We start from the raw sequence: 18,631 nt of genomic DNA, 5'->3' as shown, positions 1-18,631 counted from the left end.
AGGCTAGCTTCTCTCCGTATAGAAAGCGCTTGCTGGCACGCTCACCAGTTCCTCGACGGGGCGTACGGGGCGCGGAACGCGCGTACGAAGGGAATGACGTGACACGCAAGACGGTGCGTATCGCCATGAACGGCGTGACGGGGCGCATGGGCTACCGCCAGCACCTCGTCCGCTCCATCCTCGCCCTGCGCGAACAGGGCGGCCTCGACCTGGGCGACGGCACCGTGCTGTGGCCCGAACCCGTGCTCGTCGGCCGCCGCGAGCACGCCCTCAAGGCGCTCGCCGGGCAGCACGGGCTGGAGGAGTGGTCCACCGACCTGGACGCCGTCCTGGCCGACCCCACCATCGATCTCTATTTCGACGCGCAGGTCACCTCCGCCCGCGAGGAGGCGCTCAGGGCGGCGATCGCGGCGGGCAAGCACATCTACACCGAGAAGCCGACCGCGACGGGACTGGACGGAGCTCTGGAGCTGGCCAGGCTCGCTCACGCCAAGGGCATCAAGCACGGTGTCGTCCAGGACAAGCTCTTCCTCCCCGGTCTGCTCAAGCTGAAGCGCCTCATCGACGGGGGCTTCTTCGGGCGGATCCTGTCCATCCGCGGGGAGTTCGGCTACTGGGTCTTCGAGGGCGACTGGCAGTCCGCCCAGCGGCCCTCCTGGAACTACCGCGCCGAGGACGGCGGCGGCATCGTCGTCGACATGTTCCCGCACTGGGAGTACGTGCTGCATGAGCTCTTCGGTCGGGTCACCTCCGTCCAGGCCCTCACCGCCACCCATATCCCGCAGCGCTGGGACGAGCGGGACAAGCCGTACGACGCCACGGCGGACGACGCGGCTTACGGCGTCTTCGAGCTGGAGGGCGGTGCGATCGCGCAGATCAACTCCTCCTGGGCCGTGCGCGTCCACCGCGACGAGCTCGTCGAGTTCCAGGTGGACGGGACGGAGGGGTCGGCGGTTGCCGGGCTGCGCAACTGCCGTGTGCAGCACCGGAGTTCCACCCCCAAACCGGTCTGGAATCCCGACATCCCAGCCACCTACTCCTTCCGCGACCAGTGGCAGGAGGTCCCCGACAACACCGAGTTCGACAACGGCTTCAAGGCCCAGTGGGAGCTGTTTCTCCGGCATGTGTACGCCGACGCGCCCTACCACTGGGACCTCCTCGCCGGCGCCCGCGGCGTCCAGCTCGCCGAACTCGGCCTGAAGTCCTCGGCCGAGGGCCGCCGTCTCGACGTACCGGAGATCTCGTTGTGAGCGTCATCCAACTGCCGGGTGTGGGAGGTGAGTTGCGTGCCTATACGCCGCGCGCGGAATCCCTGGTCCGCCGACCCGGCCTGCCCTTCACCTCTCGTACGGTCTTCTCGGCGGCGCATGTCGTCGCCGATCCGTACGCTGACGTGTCGCCCGACTCGCCCGCCGCCGTCGACTGGGACGCGACCCTCGCCTTCCGGCGCCATCTGTGGTCCCACGGGCTCGGAGTCGCCGAGGCGATGGACACCGCGCAGCGGGGGATGGGGCTCGACTGGGCGGGCGCGGCGGAACTGATCCGCCGGTCGGCCGCCGAGGCCAGGGCCGTCGGCGGGCGGATCGCTTGCGGCGTCGGCACGGACCAGCTCACGGCGGGCTCCCCAGAGGAGATCCGGAAGGCCTACGAGGAGCAGCTCGCCCTCGTCGAGGAGTGCGGCGCCCAGGCGATCCTGATGGCCTCACGTGCGCTGGCCGCGGCCGCCTCCGGGCCCGAGGACTATCTGGAGGTGTACGGCCAGCTGCTCCGGCAGTCGTCCGAACCTGTGATCCTGCACTGGCTCGGGCCGATGTTCGACCCGGCGCTGGAGGGCTACTGGGGGTCGAGCGACCTGGACGCGGCCACGGAAGTGTTCCTCCAGGTCATCGCGGCCCACCCGGACAAGGTGGACGGCATCAAGGTCTCGTTGCTGGACGCCCGGCGCGAGATCGACATCCGCCGCCGTCTCCCACAGGGCGTGCGCTGTTACACCGGCGACGACTTCAACTACCCCGAGCTGATCGCGGGCGACGAACAGGGCTTCAGCCACGCGCTGTTGGGCATCTTCGACCCGCTGGGGCCGTTGGCGGCGGAGGCCGTGCGCGTCCTGGACACCGGTGATGTGCAGGGTTTCCGTGCGGTCCTCGACCCGACCGTCGAGTTGTCCCGGCATCTCTTCCAGGCCCCCACCCGCTTCTACAAGACGGGTGTGGTCTTCCTGGCGTGGCTCGCCGGTCATCAGTCCCACTTCACGATGGTCGGGGGGCTGCAGTCGGCTCGCTCGCTCCCGCATCTCGCCCGCGCCTACGAGCTGGCCGACCGGCTGGGCCTGTTCCCGGCCCCGGAGCTGGCCGAGACGAGGATGAGGACGATGCTCTCCCTGTACGGAGTGGCTCAGTGAACCTGTCGCGCTTCTCCATCAACCAGATGACCGTGAAGCAGCTCTCCATGCCCGAACTGGTCCGTGCCTGTGTGGAGTTGGGTGTTCGGGGGGTTGGTCTGTGGCGCGAACCGGTTCAGGCGTACGGGCTCGACGCGACCGCCAAGCTGGTCCGTGACGCGGGTCTGGTGGTGACCACGCTGTGCCGCGGCGGCTTCCTCACGGCGATCGACCCGGCCGAGCGGGCCGCCGCGCTGGCGGACAACCGTTCGGCGATCGACGAGGCCGTCGCGCTCGGTACGGACACCTTGGTTCTCGTCTCTGGTGGGCTGCCGGCCGGCAGCAAGGACTTGCGTGGCGCGCGGGAGCGGATTGCGGACGCGCTGGGGGAGTTGGGCCCGTACGCCGCGGAGCGGGGTGTACGGCTTGCCATCGAGCCGCTGCACCCCATGTTCGCCTCGGACCGTTGTGTGGTGTCGACCCTGGCCCAGGCCCTGGACCTCGCGGAACGCTTCCCCGCCGACCAGGTCGGCGTCACGGTGGACACGTACCACATCTGGTGGGACGACACCGCTCCCGCCCAGATCGCCCGCGCGGGCGCCACCGGCCGTATCCACACCTTCCAACTCGCCGACTGGATCACCCCGTTGCCCGAGGGTGTCCTCAACGGCCGTGGGCAGATCGGCGACGGCTCGATCGACATGCGGGAGTGGCGCTCGTACGTCGAGGCGGCGGGCTACACCGGTCCCGTCGAAGTCGAGCTGTTCAACGACGGGTTGTGGGCGCGGGACGGGCGTGAGGTGCTGGCGGAGACGGCGGCGCGGTTCGTGGAACACGCGGGGTGACGGCCGGAGGCCCGGGTACACCCTGGTGTTCCATCCCTCCCCCGTGGGGATGGAACACCAGGCTCCAGCATGCGGGGTGATCCTGTGGCTGTCGTTGTCTCTGGGTCCACAGGCAGCCCCGGATCCAGGCCGAGATCTAGAAGCCGGCGGTGTGCTCGCTGCTGATGTCGGTGGACGCGATCGCCCTGTGGACCAGCTCCAAGGCCCGGTGCGGGTTCCCGCGCTCGATGAAGGGCATCGGATTGAGCAGTTCGATCTTTCAGGGAAGGGTGGGCCCCGGCGCCGACGGTGGCCAGATATTTATCGCGGGTCAATTCCACAGGCCTTTCAAATACGTGCAGATCAGGGTTGATGCATCTGACACGTTTCCTGTGATTTAGCTGTTGACCTGGTCTTTCTTGCGAATGAAGGGAACCGCAATTGCTTGGGCCGTGTCTGTATGGTCAAGCTCGCCGCAGGGTTTGCGGCGAGCTTCCGGAGAAAAGGCAATTGACCAAGGAGTTCGCTGTGAACATTCGAATCGCCGCTGTTTCCCTCGCCACCGCCGCACTCGTCGCCGGAGGCGCCACGGCCGCCAACGCCGCCGTACCGACCGCGAAGGCTCCCACCATCACTGTCTCGACGAGCACCACCAAGGCGAAGGCGGGCCAGTCGATCACCATCAGCGGCCGTGTCACCGGTCTGAAGGACGGCAGCAAGGTGACGCTCCAGGAGAAGGTCAACGGCAAGTGGGTCACCCTGGAGACCACCACCGTCAAGAAGGGCACCTACAAGATCTCCGACAAGCTCAAGACGAAGGGCACGGAGACCCTGCGCGTCGTCGACGGCAAGACGGTCTCCAAGGCGGTGACCGTCAGCGTCCGCTGACACCGCAGCCGGAAAAATCTTCAGAACTCAGTGCAACCCTTCCCCCACCTTGCGTGTCGTACTTGGCATCAGGACTTCTGGAGGGGGATCTGGGGGGATCGCGGGGGTTCTGATGTGGAGGGGAAACCGAGGGGGGCCCGGTCGACGGACCGGGCCCCCCTCGAAACATTTCTCAGATCTCAGATCTCAGTCTCAGAAGAAAACCCCGCACCGGAGCAGCACATTCGCGTACGGCCGGGCCTCCCCGGTCCGTACGACCAGCCGCGCACCCGCCGACAACGCCTTCAGCTCCTCGTGCGAGACCGTCCACAGCCCGGGGAAGCGCGCCTCCAGCAACGCCGTGGCCTCCGGGTTGGCCTTCCTGACCTCACGTGCGGCGGTTGCGCCCTCCACCACCAGCTCGTCAAGGAGGCCGTCGAGCACCTCGGCGAAGGACGGCACCCCGGCCCGGAAGGCCAGGTCCACGACCCGCGGCCCCGCCGGTATCGGCATCCCCGCGTCGCACACCAGAACCCCGTCCCCGTGACCCAACTCGGCCAGTGCGCCCGCGAGATGACGGTTCAGAATTCCGGCCTTCTTCACCGCAGCTCACCTTGCGAGGGATCTCCGGGCGACTCTTCCGGCCTGCTCGTCCGGCCGGGGGTCCGGGGGTTGTCCCCCGGGCAGGCACAGCACAGGGCGGCGACCTCCTCGGCGGTCGGGAAGGAGTCCTGCGCCCCGGCGCGCGTGACCGCGACGGCCCCGACCCTGGCGGCGTACGCGGCGGCCTCGGCCAGCGTCTCGCCACGCCCCAGCCGCCAGGCCAGCGCCGCGGCGAACGCGTCGCCCGCCCCGGTCGTGTCCACGGCCTCGACCCGCACGGACGGCACCCGGACCCGGGCCCCGGCCCGCTGGGCGACCAGCGCGCCCTGCTCGCCCAGCGTGATGACCACGGAGCTCGGGCCGAGCGCGAGCAGGCTCCGCGCCCAGTCCTCCGGCTCCGGACCCGTGTCCGCGCCGATCAGCACCCGTGCCTCGTGCTCGTTCACGATCAGCGGGTCGCAGGCCGCCAGTACCTCGCGGGGCAGCGGCCGGGGCGGCGAGGGATTCAGTACGAAGCGGCTGTCGTCGGCGAGATTCCGTACGACCTCCACGACCGTCTCCAACGGGATCTCCAGCTGCGCCGAGACCACCCGGGAGGCCTGGAAGAGGCTCCCGGCCGCGCGGACGTCCCCGGGCGTCAGCCGTCCGTTCGCGCCGGGCGAGACCACGATGCTGTTGTCCCCGGACGGATCCACCGTGATCAGCGCGACCCCGGTCGGTGCTCCGCCGACCAGGACGCCCACGGTGTCGACACCGGCGGCCCGCTGGGAGTCCAGCAGCAGCCGACCGTGCGCGTCGTTTCCGACACGGGCCAACAAGGCCGTACTGGCACCGAGCCGGGCCGCGGCGACCGCCTGGTTCGCGCCCTTGCCGCCGGGGTGGACGGTCAGGTCGGAGCCGAGCACCGTCTCCCCGGCCCCGGGCCGTCGCTCGACACCGATCACCAGGTCGGCGTTGGCCGAACCCACGACCAGCAGGTCGTAGTCGTACATGAAGTGTCTCCCCACAATGGTGACTTGACCGCTGTCAGCCGGACGATGGTGACTTGACCGCTGTCAGCCGGTGAACCCGGCCACGTTCTCCTTCGTGACCACCTTCACCGGCACCTTCACCGTCGTCTCCACCTTCTTGCCCTGGGCGGCTTGCAGCGCGTTGTCCACGGCGATCTTCCCGAGCTGGCTCGGCTGCTGCGCCACGGACGCGTACAGGCTGCCCTGCTTGACGGCCGTCAGACCGTCGGGCGTGCCGTCGAATCCGACGACCGAGACCGACGTGCCGGCCTTGGAACCCAGCGCCTTGATCGCGCCGAGCGCCATCTCGTCGTTGGCGGCGATGACGCCCTGGACGTCGGGGTGCGCCTGGAGCAGGTTCGACATCACGTCGAGACCCTTGGTGCGGTCGAAGTCGGCCGGCTGCTGGGCGAGGACCTGGATGCCCGGGTAGGCCTTGAGGCCGTTGGCGAAGCCCTCGGCACGCTCGCGCGCCGCCGAAGTGCCCGCCTGGCCCTGGAGGATCACGATCTTGCCGGTGCCCCCGAGCTTCTCGGCGATCGTCTTGGCGGCGAGTTCACCACCGGCGATGTTGTCGGAGGCGACCAGCGTGTCCACGGTCGCCTTGTTGACGCCCCGGTCGACGGCGATCACGGGGATCTTCGCCTTGTCCGCGGCCTTCACGGAGTTGGCCGCCGCGTCCGAGTCCACCGGGTTGACGATGATCGCGCCGTAGTTCGAACTGGTGAAGTTCTGCAGCTGGTTGGCCTGCTGGGAGGCGTCGTTCTGGGCGTCCGTGACCGTCAGGTCCAGGCCCAGCTTCTTCGCCTCGGCCTGCGCGCCCGCCCGGATCTGCACGAAGAACGGGTTGTTGAGCGTGGAGAGCGACAGGCCGACCTTGGGCTTCGCGCTCGTGGAGGAGTCGTTGTGCAGGAAGGAGGTCGCGCCCACGATCGCGATGGTGACGACGGCCGCGAGCGCGTACGTCGTCGCCTGCTTGCCCTTGCCGCCGCCCGCACCGCCGGACACCGGCGTGGCACCCGCCTTGCGGCGCACGGTGTCGAGCAGCACCGCGAGCGCGATGACGACACCGATGACGACCTGCTGCCAGAAGGCCGATACCGAAAGGAGGTTGAGGCCGTTGCGCAGCACCGCGAGGATCAGCGCGCCGATCAGGGTGCCGGACGCCTTGCCGGTGCCGCCCGCGAGGGAGGCGCCGCCGATGACGACCGCGGCGATCGCGTCGAGTTCGTAGCCGTCGGCTGCCTGCGGCTGCGCGGAGGAGAGCCGGGAGGCGAGGACGATGCCCGCGGCGGCCGCGAAGAGACCGGACAGGGCGTAGATGGCGAGCTTCTGCCGGGACACGCGCAGCCCCGACAGGCGCGCGGCCTCCTCGTTGCCGCCGATCGCGTACATGGACCGGCCGATGTACGTCCGGCCGAGCACGAAGGCCGCGACGAGCCCCATCACGATCATGACGAGGACCGGCACCGGCAGCCAGCCGCCCAGGGTGTCGCCGAGGTGCGAGACCGAGTCCGGGAAGGCGATCGGAGAGCCCTGCGAGATCACCAGGGACAGGCCGCGGGCCACCGACAGCATGGCCAGCGTCGCGATGAACGGCGGCAGCTTGCCGTAGGCGATCAGGAAGCCGTTGACCAGGCCGGCCGCGATGCCGGTGGCGACGGCGAGGAGGACGGCCAGGACGACCGGTACACCGTGTGAAGTGGCGCTCCAGGCAAGGACCGTGGCCGACAGGGCCGCCACCGAGCCGACCGACAGGTCGATGCCCGCCGAGACGATCACGAAGGTCACGCCGAAGGCGAGGATGGCGGTCACGGCCGCCTGTACGCCGACGTTGAGCAGGTTGTCGGTGGTCAGGAAGTCGCCGGACAGCGCCGACATGGCGATGACCAGGACGATGAGCGCGGTGAGCGCGCCGTTGTCGAGCAGGAGCCGGCGGATTCCCGGGGCGCCACTCGCGCCCGTCGTGCTCACATGTGTGTCAGTGGCCACGGTGGCCCTCCACAGCGGTAGTTGCTTGGCTTGGTGTGCTGACGGCGAGTGCCATCACGGAGTCCTGCGTCGCCTCGTCGGCGGACAGCTCGCCCGCGATCCGGCCCTGCGCCATCACCAGCACCCGGTCGCTCATGCCGAGGACCTCGGGCAGATCGCTGGAGATCATGAGCACCGCGGCTCCGGCGGCCGTCAACGCGTTGATCAGCTGGTAGATCTCGACCTTGGCGCCGACGTCGATACCGCGCGTCGGCTCGTCGAGGATCAGCACCCTGGTGTCGGCGAGAAGCCACTTGCCGATGACGACCTTCTGCTGGTTGCCGCCGGACAACGTCCGCACGTGCTGGCCGAGTCCGGCCATCCGCACGCCCAGCTGCCCGGCGATCCGCGCGGCGGCCTCGCGCTGCCCCTTGAGGTCCACGAGCCCGCCCCTGGTGGCGGCCCGCATGGTGACGAGCCCGAGGTTCTCCTCCACCGACTGGTCGAGCACCAGGCCTTGGCCCTTGCGGTCCTCGGGCACCAGCCCGATGCCCGCGGTCATCGCCGCGCTGACGTCGTGCCTGGGGACCGCGGCACCGGAGACCGTCACAGCCCCCTTGTCGTACGGATCGGCCCCGAAGACGGCCCGGACGACCTCCGTACGTCCGGCCCCCACGAGCCCCGCGATCCCGACGACCTCACCGGCCCGCACCTCGAAGCTGATGTCGTGGAAGACACCGTCGCGGGTGAGCCCCTCGACGGTGAGCAACGCGGCCCCGGCGTCGGCCCGTTCGCGCGGGTACTGCTGCTCGATGGAACGGCCCACCATCAGCCGTACGAGTTCGTCCTGGGGCGTGGAAGCGGGCACCTGGCCGACGCTCCTGCCGTCCCGGATGACCGTGACCCGGTCGCCGATGGCGGCGATCTCCTCCAGGTGATGGGTGATGAACACGATCCCGACGCCGTCCTCGCGGAGCAGGCGCACGATCGCGAAGAGCTTCTCGACCTCCTCGGAGGTGAGCACGGCGGTCGGCTCGTCCATGATGAGCACGCGCGCGTTCAGGCTCAGCGCCTTCGCGATCTCGACCATCTGGAGGCGTGCGATGCCGAGTTCACGCACCCGCGCGCGCGGGGACACGATGACGCCGACCCGCTCAAGCAGCAGGGCGGCCTCGGCCTCCATCGTCTTCCGGTCGATCATCCCGAAGCGGCGCGGCTGCCTCCCCAGGAAGATGTTCTCGGCGACCGTCAGATCGGGGACGAGATTGAACTCCTGGTAGATGGTCGCGATCCCGAGACGCTCGGAGTCCTGCGCCCCCTGGATACGGACCTCCTCGCCGTCGACGAGGACCCGCCCGGCGTCCGGGTGGTAGGCGCCGGAGAGCATCTTGATGAGGGTGCTCTTGCCCGCGCCGTTCTCGCCGAGCAGCACATGCACCTCACCGCGGCGCAGATCGAAGTCCACGCTGTCGAGCGCGACGACGCCGGGGAAGGTCTTGCGCATGCCCTCGATACGCAGCAGTTCGCCGGAATCGCGGCGCAGCAACTCGTCGTCGCGGCTCACGGGTTGCTCCTCTCTGTGACAGGTTCTGTGACAGGTTCTGTGCCAGGGGCCTCGCCGCACGAGCGGCGTACGACGAGACGGGCGGGGAGGGTGACCGACTGCGGGGACCGCCCCTCGATGCGGTCGATCAGCGCGCGTACGGCGGCCCGGCCCAGCTCGCCCGTCGGCTGGGCGATCGCGGTGATCGGCGGATCGGTGTGCACGAACCACGGGATGTCGTCGAACGCGGCGAGCGCGATGTCGTCCGGAATCCGCATCCCGCGCGCGCGGACCGCGTCCAGCGCGCCGAGCGCCATCAGGTTGTCGGCGGCGAAGACGACCTCGGGCGGCTCGGGGAGTTCGAGGAACCGCTCGGTGGCCCGGCGCCCGCTCTCGGCCTGGAAATCACCATGTCCGATGTAGGTGTCGGGGAGGGGCAGCCCGTACTCGGCCAGGGCCTCCCGGAAGGCCTCGACCCGCTCGCTGCCGGTCGTGGTCGCCGCCGGGCCCGCGATGATGGCGAGCCTGCGGTGCCCGAGCCCGTGCAGATGGGCGACGAGATCGCGAACCGCCGTCCGCCCGTCCGCCCGTACGACGGGCACGTCGAGGCCCGGGATCCAGCGGTCCACGAAGACCATCGGGGTCCCCGCGCGCGCGACGTCCAGCATCCCGGGGGAGCCGCCGTCGGTGGGGGAAACCAGGAGGCCGTCGATACGGCGGTCCAGCAGGGTCCGTACGTGGTGATCCTGGAGGTCGGGACGCTCGTCGGCGTTTCCGATGATCACGCTGTAGCCGAGGGCGCGGGCCTCCTCCTCGACGGAGCGGGCCAGCTCGGTGAAGTAAGGGTTCATCACGTCGCTGATGACCAGGCCGAGGGTGCGGGTCTGGTCGGTGCGCAGGGAGCGGGCGACGGCGTTCGGGCGGTAGCCCAGAACCTCCACGGCGGTCAGCACGCGCACGCGTGCGTCCACGCTCACCGATGGATGGTCGTTCAGGACCCGCGAGACCGTGGCGACGGATACGCCGGCCTCGGCGGCAACGTCCTTGATGCTCGCCATCGCCGCTCCACCTCCTTGTGGAATCGATTACACGAGGATTGGAAACGATTACACGGGCGATGACAAGACCCTGAGACCGGATCGTGATGAAGCGGGCGGAAGCGAAGGGGGCGCCGGAGTCGTCCACACGCGGTCCGGGCTGTCAGACCTGCGCGGTAGCGTCGGATCATGTCTCAGCTGGCTGTCCTGGAGGGCGTGCTCGAACGGATCACGTACGCCAACGAGGAGAACGGATACACGGTCGCCCGGGTCGACACCGGCCGCGGCGGCGGGGACCTGCTCACCGTCGTGGGCTCGCTGCTCGGTGCGCAGGCGGGGGAGTCGCTCCGCATGGAAGGCCGCTGGGGCTCCCATCCCCAGTTCGGCAAGCAGTTCACGGTGGAGAACTACACAACAGTTCTCCCAGCCACCATCCAGGGCATCCGCCGTTATCTGGGCTCGGGCCTGGTCAAGGGCATCGGCCCGGTCTTCGCCGACCGCATCACCCAGCACTTCGGCCTGGACACCCTGCGGATCATCGAGGAGGAGCCGAAGCGGCTCATCGAGGTCCCCGGGCTCGGCCCCAAGCGCACCAAGAAGATCGCCGACGCCTGGGAGGAGCAGAAGGCGATCAAGGAGGTCATGCTCTTCCTCCAGACCGTAGAGGTGTCCACGTCCATCGCGGTCCGCATCTACAAGAAGTACGGCGACGCGTCGATCTCCGTGGTCAAGAACCAGCCCTACCGGCTCGCCTCGGACGTCTGGGGCATCGGTTTCCTCACCGCCGACAAGATCGCCCAGTCGGTCGGCATTCCGCACGACAGCCCGGAGCGCGTCAAGGCCGGTCTTCAGTACGCCCTTTCGCAGTCCACCGACCAGGGCCACTGCTACCTCCCCGAGGAGCGGCTGATCGCGGACGCGGTGAAGCTGCTCCAGGTGGACACGGGCCTTGTCATCGAGTGCCTCGCGGAGCTGGCGGCACCGGCCGAGGAGGGCGAGGACCCCGGTGTCGTACGGGAGAAGGTGCCGGGTCCGGACGGCGGAGAGCCGGTGACGGCCATCTATCTGGTCCCCTTCCACCGCGCCGAACTCTCCCTGTCCGCCCAGTTGTTGCGCCTCCTGCGCACCGACCAGGACCGGATGCCCGGCTTTCGCGACGTGGCCTGGGACAAGGCACTGACCTGGCTGAAGGGGCGTACGGGCACGGAGTTGGCGCCCGAGCAGGAGGAGGCGGTCCGGCTCGCGCTCACCAAGAAGGTCGCCGTGCTCACCGGCGGTCCCGGCTGCGGCAAGTCGTTCACGGTCCGCTCGATCGTGGAACTGGCGCGCGCCAAGCGGGCGAAGGTCGTCCTGGCCGCCCCCACGGGCCGCGCCGCCAAGCGTCTCGCCGAGCTGACCGGGGCCGACGCCTCCACCGTGCACCGGCTCCTTGAGCTGAAGCCGGGCGGTGACGCGGCGTACGACAGGGACCGGCCGCTGGACGCCGACCTGGTGGTCGTGGACGAGGCCTCGATGCTCGACCTCCTCCTCGCCAACAAGCTGGTCAAGGCCGTGCCTCCGGGCGCACACCTCCTCTTCGTAGGAGACGTGGACCAGCTCCCCAGCGTCGGCGCCGGCGAGGTGCTGCGCGATCTGCTCGCCGACGGCGGCCCGGTCCCGGCGGTCCGCCTCACCCAGGTCTTCCGGCAGGCCCAGAAGTCGGGCGTGGTGACGAACGCGCACCGCATCAACTCCGGCCGGCACCCGCACACGGAGAACATGAACGACTTCTTCCTCTTCGTTGAGGACGACACCGAGGAGGCCGGACGGCTCACGGTGGACGTGGCGGCCCGGCGGATTCCGGCCAAGTTCGGACTCGACCCGCGCCGCGATGTGCAGGTGCTCGCGCCGATGCACCGGGGCCCGGCGGGAGCGGGCGCCCTGAACGGCCTTCTCCAGCAGGCCATCACACCCGCCCGCCCCGACCTCCCCGAAAAGCGCTTCGGCGGCCGGGTCTTCCGCGTCGGCGACAAGGTCACCCAGATTCGCAACAATTACGAGAAGGGTGAGAACGGCGTCTTCAACGGCACGGTCGGCGTCGTCACCTCCCTCGACGTGGAGGAGCAGCGTCTGACGGTGCTGACGGACGAGGACGAGGAGGTTCCGTACGACTTCGACGAACTCGACGAGCTGGCCCACGCGTACGCGGTGACCATCCACCGCTCGCAGGGCAGTGAGTACCCGGCGGTGGTGATCCCGGTGACCACGGGTGCGTGGATGATGCTCCAGCGCAATCTCCTCTACACGGCAGTCACCCGCGCGAAGAAGCTGGTCGTCCTCGTCGGCTCCCGCAAGGCGATAGGCCAGGCGGTCCGCACGGTGTCCGCCGGACGGCGGTGCACGGCGCTGGACTTCCGTCTGGCGCAGGCCTGACACCCCGGGGAGCCTGCCGTGAGCCGCCCGTACGCCCCCTCGGGAAAAATGATCGATCAAACGAGTCGCAAAGGTCACACAGCACTTCCGGATCCAGGGCGAAGGGGGGCAGGATGAGTAGGTTGGCGGCACTCAGTGCCGCCAATAGGCCCAATGGTCGACCCCGAGTGCACTCTCCAGGGCCAAATGGGGGATGGTAGAGACAGTCAGGGCACCTCGAAGAAGAGGGACAACGTCGGTGAGGGATGACGTGAGCGACAACTCTGTAGTAGTGCGTTACGGCGATGGCGAGTACACCTACCCGGTGATCGACAGCACCGTCGGCGACAAGGGCTTCGACATCGGGAAGCTGCGCGCACAGACCGGTCTGGTGACGCTGGACAGCGGATACGGGAACACCGCCGCATATAAATCCGCGATCACCTACCTCGACGGTGAGGAGGGCATCCTCCGGTACCGCGGTTACCCGATCGAGCAGTTGGCCGAGCGTTCGACCTTCCTCGAGGTGGCCTCGCTGCTGATCAACGGCGAACTGCCGAACGTGGACGAGCTCTCCACCTTCAGGAACGAGATCACGCAGCACACCCTGCTGCACGAGGACGTCAAGCGTTTCTTCCAGGGCTTCCCGCGCGACGCCCACCCGATGGCGATGCTGTCGTCGGTGGTCAGCGCCCTGTCGACGTTCTACCAGGACAGCCACAACCCCTTCGACGAGAAGCAGCGGCACCTCTCGACGATCCGCCTTCTCGCCAAGCTTCCGACGATCGCGGCGTACGCCTACAAGAAGTCGATCGGCCACCCCTTCGTCTACCCGCGCAACGACCTCGGGTACGTCGAGAACTTCCTCCGCATGACGTTCTCGGTCCCGGCGCAGGAGTACGAGCTCGACCCGGTCGTCGTCTCCGCGCTGGAGAAGCTGCTCATCCTGCACGCGGACCACGAGCAGAACTGTTCGACCTCCACGGTCCGGCTGGTCGGCTCCTCGCAGGCGAACATGTTCGCCTCGATCTCGGCCGGCATCTCCGCCCTCTGGGGCCCGCTGCACGGCGGCGCCAACGCGTCGGTCCTGGAGATGCTGGAAGGCATCCAGGCCAACGGCGGCGATGTCGACGCCTTCATCCGCAAGGTGAAGAACAAGGAGGACGGCGTCCGCCTGATGGGCTTCGGCCACCGGGTGTACAAGTCCTTCGACCCGCGCGCGAAGATCATCAAGGCCGCCGCGCACGATGTCCTCTCGGCCCTCGGCAAGTCCGACGAGCTGCTGGACATCGCCCTCAAGCTGGAGGAGCACGCGCTCTCCGACGACTACTTCGTCTCGCGCAACCTCTACCCGAACGTGGACTTCTACACCGGCCTGATCTACCGCGCCATGGGCTTCCCGACCGAGATGTTCACGGTCCTCTTCGCCCTCGGCCGCCTGCCGGGCTGGATCGCCCAGTGGCACGAGATGATCAAGGAGCCCGGCTCCCGCATCGGCCGCCCCCGCCAGATCTACACGGGCGAGGTCCTGCGCGACTTCGTCCCGGTCGAGAGCCGCTAGCCACGCCCAGGTCGCTCGCCAGTCCCAGGTCACTCACAGTGCCCTACGGCGAGTGAGCCGAAGGGGCGCGCCTGCGTCGAGAGACCGAACGCGCGGAGGCCCGACGAAGGAGGGTCGAGCACGATCGGTCTCTCGACACAGGCTTCTGCGCCCCGGAGGCGAACCGAGCCACAAAAAATACGGAAAGCGCCCTGCTACCGGTCCCCCCACGGGCCGGCAGTCAGGGCGCTTTCCTTGTCCCGGTGCGGATTCCCCCCACGGGATCCGGCCGGGCGTCTGTGGACAGCGCCTGAATCGCTGTGATCTTGCTACGTGCTGTGATCTTGCTACGAACTAATTGCGCGCTGGTTGCGAGCAAAACGAGCAAAACTTCGGTCACGTCGGTGCGGTTGGCCGGGACGCGTACCTCCGGGAGGGCCGCTCAAGCTCCCCGGTGTACGTGCCCCGGCAACGCAGTTCCAGGAACGTCCCCCAAGACATCCCCAGATGTCAGTCACGCCCCCCAAGACGCTTCTGACATCGCCAACTTAGACTCACGAACCCCTTCGATGGTTACGTTCACATCACTGTGACCTGCGTCTCTTGCTTATGTCCTGAAGATAGGCAAGAGACCCATATGCGAATCGGGGCCCAGCGTAAGGAAGATGCGCGAGCCTTGTGAAGAGCTTATGTGAGGCTCTCTCCGGACTCTAGGGGGGCTCTCACTCGAACATCATGAGAATGCCTTGAGCCGGAGGCTGTTCGTCACCACGAACACCGACGAGAAGGCCATCGCCGCCCCCGCGATCATGGGGTTGAGCAGCCCCATCGCCGCCAGCGGCAGCGCCGCCACGTTGTATCCGAACGCCCAGACGAGATTTCCCCTGATGATGCCGAGGGTCCGCCGCGACAGCCGGATCGCGTCCGCCGCCACCCGCAGATCCCCGCGTACGAGCGTCAGATCGCTCGCCTCGATCGCCGCGTCCGTGCCGGTGCCCATCGCCAGACCCAGGTCGGCGGTGGCAAGGGCCGCCGCGTCGTTCACCCCGTCGCCCACCATCGCGACGCTGCGCCCCTCGCCCTGGAGCCGCCTGACGACGTCGACCTTGTCCTCGGGCAGCACCTCGGCGATCACGTCCCCTGCGTCGATCCCGACGGCACGCGCCACGGACTCGGCGACCGCCCGGTTGTCGCCGGTCAGCAGCATCGGCGTGAGCCCGAGGGCGCGCAGTGCGCGGACGGCCTCGGAGCTGGTCTCCTTGACCGCGTCGGCGACGGTCAGCACGCCGATCGCCGCACCGTCCCGGGTGACCACGACGGCCGTACGTCCTTCCGCCTCGGCCGCGGACTTGGCGCGGGCCAACTCGGCGGGGAGGACGTCCTCGAAGCGGCCCACCGTGACCTCGTGGCCCTCCACGTGCCCGCGCACACCCCGCCCGGGAACGTTCACGAAGTGCTCCGGCGGCGAAAACGCGCCAACGCGCTCCTGAGCGCCTGCGGCGACCGCCTGGGCAATCGGATGCTCGGAGGCGTGCTCCAGGGCGCCTGCGAGCCGCAGAACGTCGTTCTCGGCGGTGCCGTCGACGACGTAGACCTCTTGAAGTTTCATCCGTCCCGTCGTCACCGTCCCGGTCTTGTCCAGGACGACGGTGTCGACGCGGCGCGTGGACTCCAGGACCTCGGGCCCCTTGATGAGGATGCCGAGCTGCGCGCCGCGCCCCGTGCCGACCATCAGGGCGGTCGGCGTGGCGAGCCCCAGCGCGCACGGGCAGGCGATGATCAGCACCGCGACGGCGGCGGTGAATGCGGCGACCGTGTCCCCCGTGACCGCCAGCCAGACACCGAAGGTGCCGAGCGCGATCAGCAGCACCGTCGGAACGAAGATCCCGGAGATCCGGTCGGCGAGCCGCTGCACCTCGGCCTTGCCGTTCTGCGCGTCCTCCACGAGCCGCGCCATCCGCGCGAGTTGGGTGTCCGCGCCGACCCGGCTCGCCTCGACGACCAGCCGGCCCCCGGCGTTCACGGTCGCGCCGGTCACCGCGTCACCGGCGGACACGTCGACCGGCACCGACTCGCCGGTCAGCATGGAGGCGTCGACGGCCGAGACGCCCTCGACGACGGTGCCGTCCGTGGCGATCTTCTCGCCGGGCCGTACGACGAAACGGTCCCCGACGGCCAACAGGTCCACCGGGACACGTACTTCACGGCCGTCCCGCAGCACGGACACGTCCTTCGCGCCCAGTTCCATCAACGCCCGCAGCGCAGCCCCCGCCTGGCGCTTGGAGCGGGCCTCCAGATAGCGGCCGAGCAGGATGAACGCGACGACACCGGCGGCGACTTCGAGATAGATCGCCGAGGTCCCCTCCGTACGCGAGACGGTGAACGAGAAGCTCTCCTCCATGCCCTCCATGCCCGCGTCCCCGAAGAACAGCGCCCACAGGGACCAGCCGAACGCGGCCAGTGTGCCGATCGAGATGAGGGTGTCCATGGTGGCCGCGCCGTGCCGCGCATTGGTGAACGCGGCCCGGTGGAACGGGAGTCCGCCCCACACGACGACCGGCGCGGCGAGCGTCAGCGCCAGCCACTGCCAGTTGTCGAACTGGAGCGCCGGGATCATCGACAGAAGGACGACGGGGACGGCGAGGAGGACGGAGACGACGAGCCGCTCGCGCAGGGAGGCCAGTTCGGGGTCGCGCTCGCCGACGGCGTCCGCCGCGGGCTCCGGCGGCGCGGGCTCCTCGGCCGTGTACCCGGTCTTCACCACGGTGGCGATCAGATCGGCGACCCGCACCCCCTCCGGGTACGAGACCTTCGCCTTCTCCGTCGCGTAGTTGACGGTGGCGGTGACGCCGTCCATGCGGTTGAGCTTCTTCTCGACACGGGCCGCGCAGGAGGCGCAGGTCATGCCCCCGATGGCGAGCTCGACCTCCGAGGTCGCGGGGGTCTCCGTTATGGGTGTCTCGGGTGCTGCGGTGGTCATGGTCCGGCTCCAAGGAAAGAACCGGGCCGTACGGAGCCAGTATCAGCTGGTCGGTACGGCCCGGTGCGGAGAGCTAGGTGAAACGCGGAGGTCCGCTCAGGCCTTGCCGACGAGCTCGAAGCCCGCCTCGTCGACCGCGGCGCGCACCACGTCCTCGTCCAGGGCGGCGGCGGAGACCACGGTGACCTCGCCGGTGGAGGCCACGGCCTTGACCGAGCTGACGCCGGCGATCCCGGAGAGCTCTCCGGAAACGGAACCCTCACAGTGCCCGCAGCTCATTCCGCTCACCTGGTAGACGGTCGTGACGGAACCCTGGGTGTCGGTCTGCGCGGTCATGGCGTTACTCCTCATTGAGGCAGGTCGGGCGTGCGTACGTAGACGGGGGAGGAGTCCTGTGGCTCCAGGGTTTCCTCCTGCTACGCAGGCTATACCCCTAGGGGGTACTTCTCCAAGTGGGGTCCCGGCGGGCCAGCGAGCGCACCCAGCCGATGCCGGCGAGCGAGACGATCACCATGGCGCCGATCGAGAACAGCGTGAACAGATGCTTCTGCACGTCGGTGGGCCCCGGGATGTAACCCTCCGCGAACAGCGCCTTGTCGAGGCCGGTGTCGGTCAGCCGCGCCACCAGCCAGAGCGCGATTCCGTGCGTCGAGTCCCACAGGGCGTGCAGCAGCGAGACGCCGAGGTAGGTGCCGAGCACCGGCCGGTTGAACTGGAAGCGCCCGTTCGGGTGGCGGTAGGCGAGCAGCACCGCGCCCGCGATCGCCGTCCACAGGCCGTGCCCGAAGGGGGCGAGCACCCCGCGCAGGATCTCGGTCTCCAGGAGTGCGCGCAGGTCGACGCCCTTGAGCGAGACGGCGGCGTTGAACGCGTACCCCGCGCTCTCCAGGGCCGCGAAACCGAACCCGACGGTCGCGCCGAGCACGAGCCCGGACCGCAGCCCGTGGATCCGGGGGTGCCGGCGCAGCATGAACATCAGCGCCGCGAGCTTCACCGCCTCCTCGATCAGCCCGACGCCGACGTACATCCACAAGGAGGGGTGCAGCAGGTAGTACTCCATGACCGACGCGCCCAGCACGCCGAGGGTGCCGCCGGTCAGGAAACACCCGAGGATCAGATTCACCCCCAGATCACGGCCGTGCCGCTCGTACGCCCAGAGCACGAAGGTGACAGGAACCAGAAAGCTGCCGAGCAGGATCAGAGTCGGCAGCAGGGTGGTGTTCCTGGTCGCGTACGTGACGATCGCGGTCAGCACCCAGAGCGCGAGCCCGCCCCACAGACAGCGCTTCCAGAGTCCGGCACGGATCGGGAGATACGACGACGGGGGCGGGGGCTGCTGGGGCCCGGGAATGCGGGCCTGATGTGCACCGGGCGGCTGATTCTGGGTCACGGCTCATCCCTCGGGCTTGGGCAGGCGCGGGGTGCCGCCCCGTGGTCGGCGACCGCCCCCGCCCCCTCGGGCCCGGGCGGGGCCCCCCACCACAA

Annotated in this window: 14 protein-coding genes; 6 read left to right on the top strand and 8 right to left on the bottom strand. The window is 69.0% G+C overall.

The window, feature by feature from the left end:
- The first annotated feature begins 98 nt into the window (after window positions 1–98).
- The 4 genes from ACFVKT_RS18525 (at window position 99) to ACFVKT_RS18510 (ending at window position 4,092) form a co-directional block, all read left to right on the top strand.
- Window positions 99–1,250, top strand: a complete 1,152-nt coding sequence (locus tag ACFVKT_RS18525) for a Gfo/Idh/MocA family protein (protein ID WP_385732675.1) — start codon at window positions 99–101, stop codon at window positions 1,248–1,250.
- Window positions 1,247–2,401, top strand: a complete 1,155-nt coding sequence (locus tag ACFVKT_RS18520) for a dihydrodipicolinate synthase family protein (protein WP_385732673.1) — start codon at window positions 1,247–1,249, stop codon at window positions 2,399–2,401. The genes ACFVKT_RS18525 and ACFVKT_RS18520 overlap by 4 nt, the downstream gene beginning before the upstream one ends.
- A gap of 26 nt (window positions 2,402–2,427) precedes the next feature.
- Complete coding sequence (locus tag ACFVKT_RS18515; RefSeq protein WP_385733174.1) at window positions 2,428–3,225, top strand: sugar phosphate isomerase/epimerase family protein; 798 nt, start codon at window positions 2,428–2,430, stop codon at window positions 3,223–3,225.
- Window positions 3,226–3,732: 507 nt separating this feature from the next.
- Window positions 3,733–4,092, top strand: coding sequence for a DUF4369 domain-containing protein (locus ACFVKT_RS18510; protein WP_385732671.1), 360 nt, complete (start codon window positions 3,733–3,735; stop codon window positions 4,090–4,092).
- 192 nt (window positions 4,093–4,284) lie between these two features.
- Here the strand turns inward: ACFVKT_RS18510 and rbsD are convergent, their stop codons facing one another.
- From rbsD to ACFVKT_RS18485, 5 genes are all read right to left on the bottom strand, one after another.
- On the bottom strand, window positions 4,285–4,674 hold the full coding sequence (rbsD, locus tag ACFVKT_RS18505; protein ID WP_385732668.1) for a D-ribose pyranase: 390 nt from the start codon (window positions 4,672–4,674) through the stop codon (window positions 4,285–4,287).
- Window positions 4,671–5,666 (bottom strand): ribokinase, encoded by a 996-nt coding sequence (locus tag ACFVKT_RS18500; protein WP_385732666.1) that lies wholly within the window; start codon window positions 5,664–5,666, stop codon window positions 4,671–4,673. Before ACFVKT_RS18500 ends, rbsD begins: the two co-directional genes overlap by 4 nt.
- A gap of 63 nt (window positions 5,667–5,729) precedes the next feature.
- A complete protein-coding gene (locus ACFVKT_RS18495; RefSeq protein ID WP_385732664.1) occupies window positions 5,730–7,676 on the bottom strand; it encodes a substrate-binding domain-containing protein in 1,947 nt (648 codons plus the stop codon).
- The gene (locus tag ACFVKT_RS18490; protein ID WP_385733172.1) at window positions 7,666–9,159 is read right to left on the bottom strand and encodes a sugar ABC transporter ATP-binding protein; all 1,494 of its coding nucleotides are present in this window, start codon (window positions 9,157–9,159) and stop codon (window positions 7,666–7,668) included. Before ACFVKT_RS18490 ends, ACFVKT_RS18495 begins: the two co-directional genes overlap by 11 nt.
- Before the next feature lie 56 nt (window positions 9,160–9,215).
- Window positions 9,216–10,256 (bottom strand): LacI family DNA-binding transcriptional regulator, encoded by a 1,041-nt coding sequence (locus ACFVKT_RS18485; RefSeq protein WP_385732662.1) that lies wholly within the window; start codon window positions 10,254–10,256, stop codon window positions 9,216–9,218.
- A 168-nt stretch (window positions 10,257–10,424) separates the two neighbouring features.
- Here ACFVKT_RS18485 and ACFVKT_RS18480 point away from each other — a divergent pair, with 168 nt between their 5' ends.
- Both ACFVKT_RS18480 and ACFVKT_RS18475 read left to right on the top strand, forming a co-directional pair.
- Complete coding sequence (locus ACFVKT_RS18480) at window positions 10,425–12,647, top strand: ATP-dependent RecD-like DNA helicase (RefSeq protein ID WP_385732660.1); 2,223 nt, start codon at window positions 10,425–10,427, stop codon at window positions 12,645–12,647.
- Window positions 12,648–12,897: 250 nt separating this feature from the next.
- A complete protein-coding gene (locus tag ACFVKT_RS18475) occupies window positions 12,898–14,187 on the top strand; it encodes a citrate synthase (protein ID WP_385732658.1) in 1,290 nt (429 codons plus the stop codon).
- 712 nt (window positions 14,188–14,899) lie between these two features.
- Here the strand turns inward: ACFVKT_RS18475 and ACFVKT_RS18470 are convergent.
- The 3 genes from ACFVKT_RS18470 to ACFVKT_RS18460 form a co-directional block, all read right to left on the bottom strand.
- Complete coding sequence (locus ACFVKT_RS18470) at window positions 14,900–17,146, bottom strand: heavy metal translocating P-type ATPase (RefSeq protein WP_385732656.1); 2,247 nt, start codon at window positions 17,144–17,146, stop codon at window positions 14,900–14,902.
- 96 nt (window positions 17,147–17,242) lie between these two features.
- The gene (locus ACFVKT_RS18465) at window positions 17,243–17,482 is read right to left on the bottom strand and encodes a heavy-metal-associated domain-containing protein (protein WP_385732654.1); all 240 of its coding nucleotides are present in this window, start codon (window positions 17,480–17,482) and stop codon (window positions 17,243–17,245) included.
- 97 nt (window positions 17,483–17,579) lie between these two features.
- Window positions 17,580–18,536, bottom strand: coding sequence for a PrsW family intramembrane metalloprotease (locus ACFVKT_RS18460; protein ID WP_385732651.1), 957 nt, complete (start codon window positions 18,534–18,536; stop codon window positions 17,580–17,582).
- Window positions 18,537–18,631: the final 95 nt, after the last annotated feature.

It is taken from the genome of Streptomyces sp. NPDC127595 (assembly GCF_042671685.1).
GTDB lineage: Bacteria > Actinomycetota > Actinomycetes > Streptomycetales > Streptomycetaceae > Streptomyces.
Note: the sequence above shows the minus strand (reverse complement) of the source record. Positions and strands in the feature narration are given on the sequence as shown.

What these genes read in the sequence shown, in the direction of transcription:
- ACFVKT_RS18480 (WP_385732660.1), top strand. Translation starts at nt 10,425, where the DNA reads ATGTCTCAGCTGGCTGTCCTGGAGGGCGTGCTCGAACGGATCACGTAC.
- ACFVKT_RS18485 (WP_385732662.1), bottom strand. Translation starts at nt 10,256, where the DNA reads ATGGCGAGCATCAAGGACGTTGCCGCCGAGGCCGGCGTATCCGTCGCC.
- ACFVKT_RS18470 (WP_385732656.1), bottom strand. Translation starts at nt 17,146, where the DNA reads ATGACCACCGCAGCACCCGAGACACCCATAACGGAGACCCCCGCGACC.
- ACFVKT_RS18500 (WP_385732666.1), bottom strand. Translation starts at nt 5,666, where the DNA reads ATGTACGACTACGACCTGCTGGTCGTGGGTTCGGCCAACGCCGACCTG.
- ACFVKT_RS18490 (WP_385733172.1), bottom strand. Translation starts at nt 9,159, where the DNA reads ATGCGCAAGACCTTCCCCGGCGTCGTCGCGCTCGACAGCGTGGACTTC.
- ACFVKT_RS18515 (WP_385733174.1), top strand. Translation starts at nt 2,428, where the DNA reads ATGACCGTGAAGCAGCTCTCCATGCCCGAACTGGTCCGTGCCTGTGTG.
- ACFVKT_RS18465 (WP_385732654.1), bottom strand. Translation starts at nt 17,482, where the DNA reads ATGACCGCGCAGACCGACACCCAGGGTTCCGTCACGACCGTCTACCAG.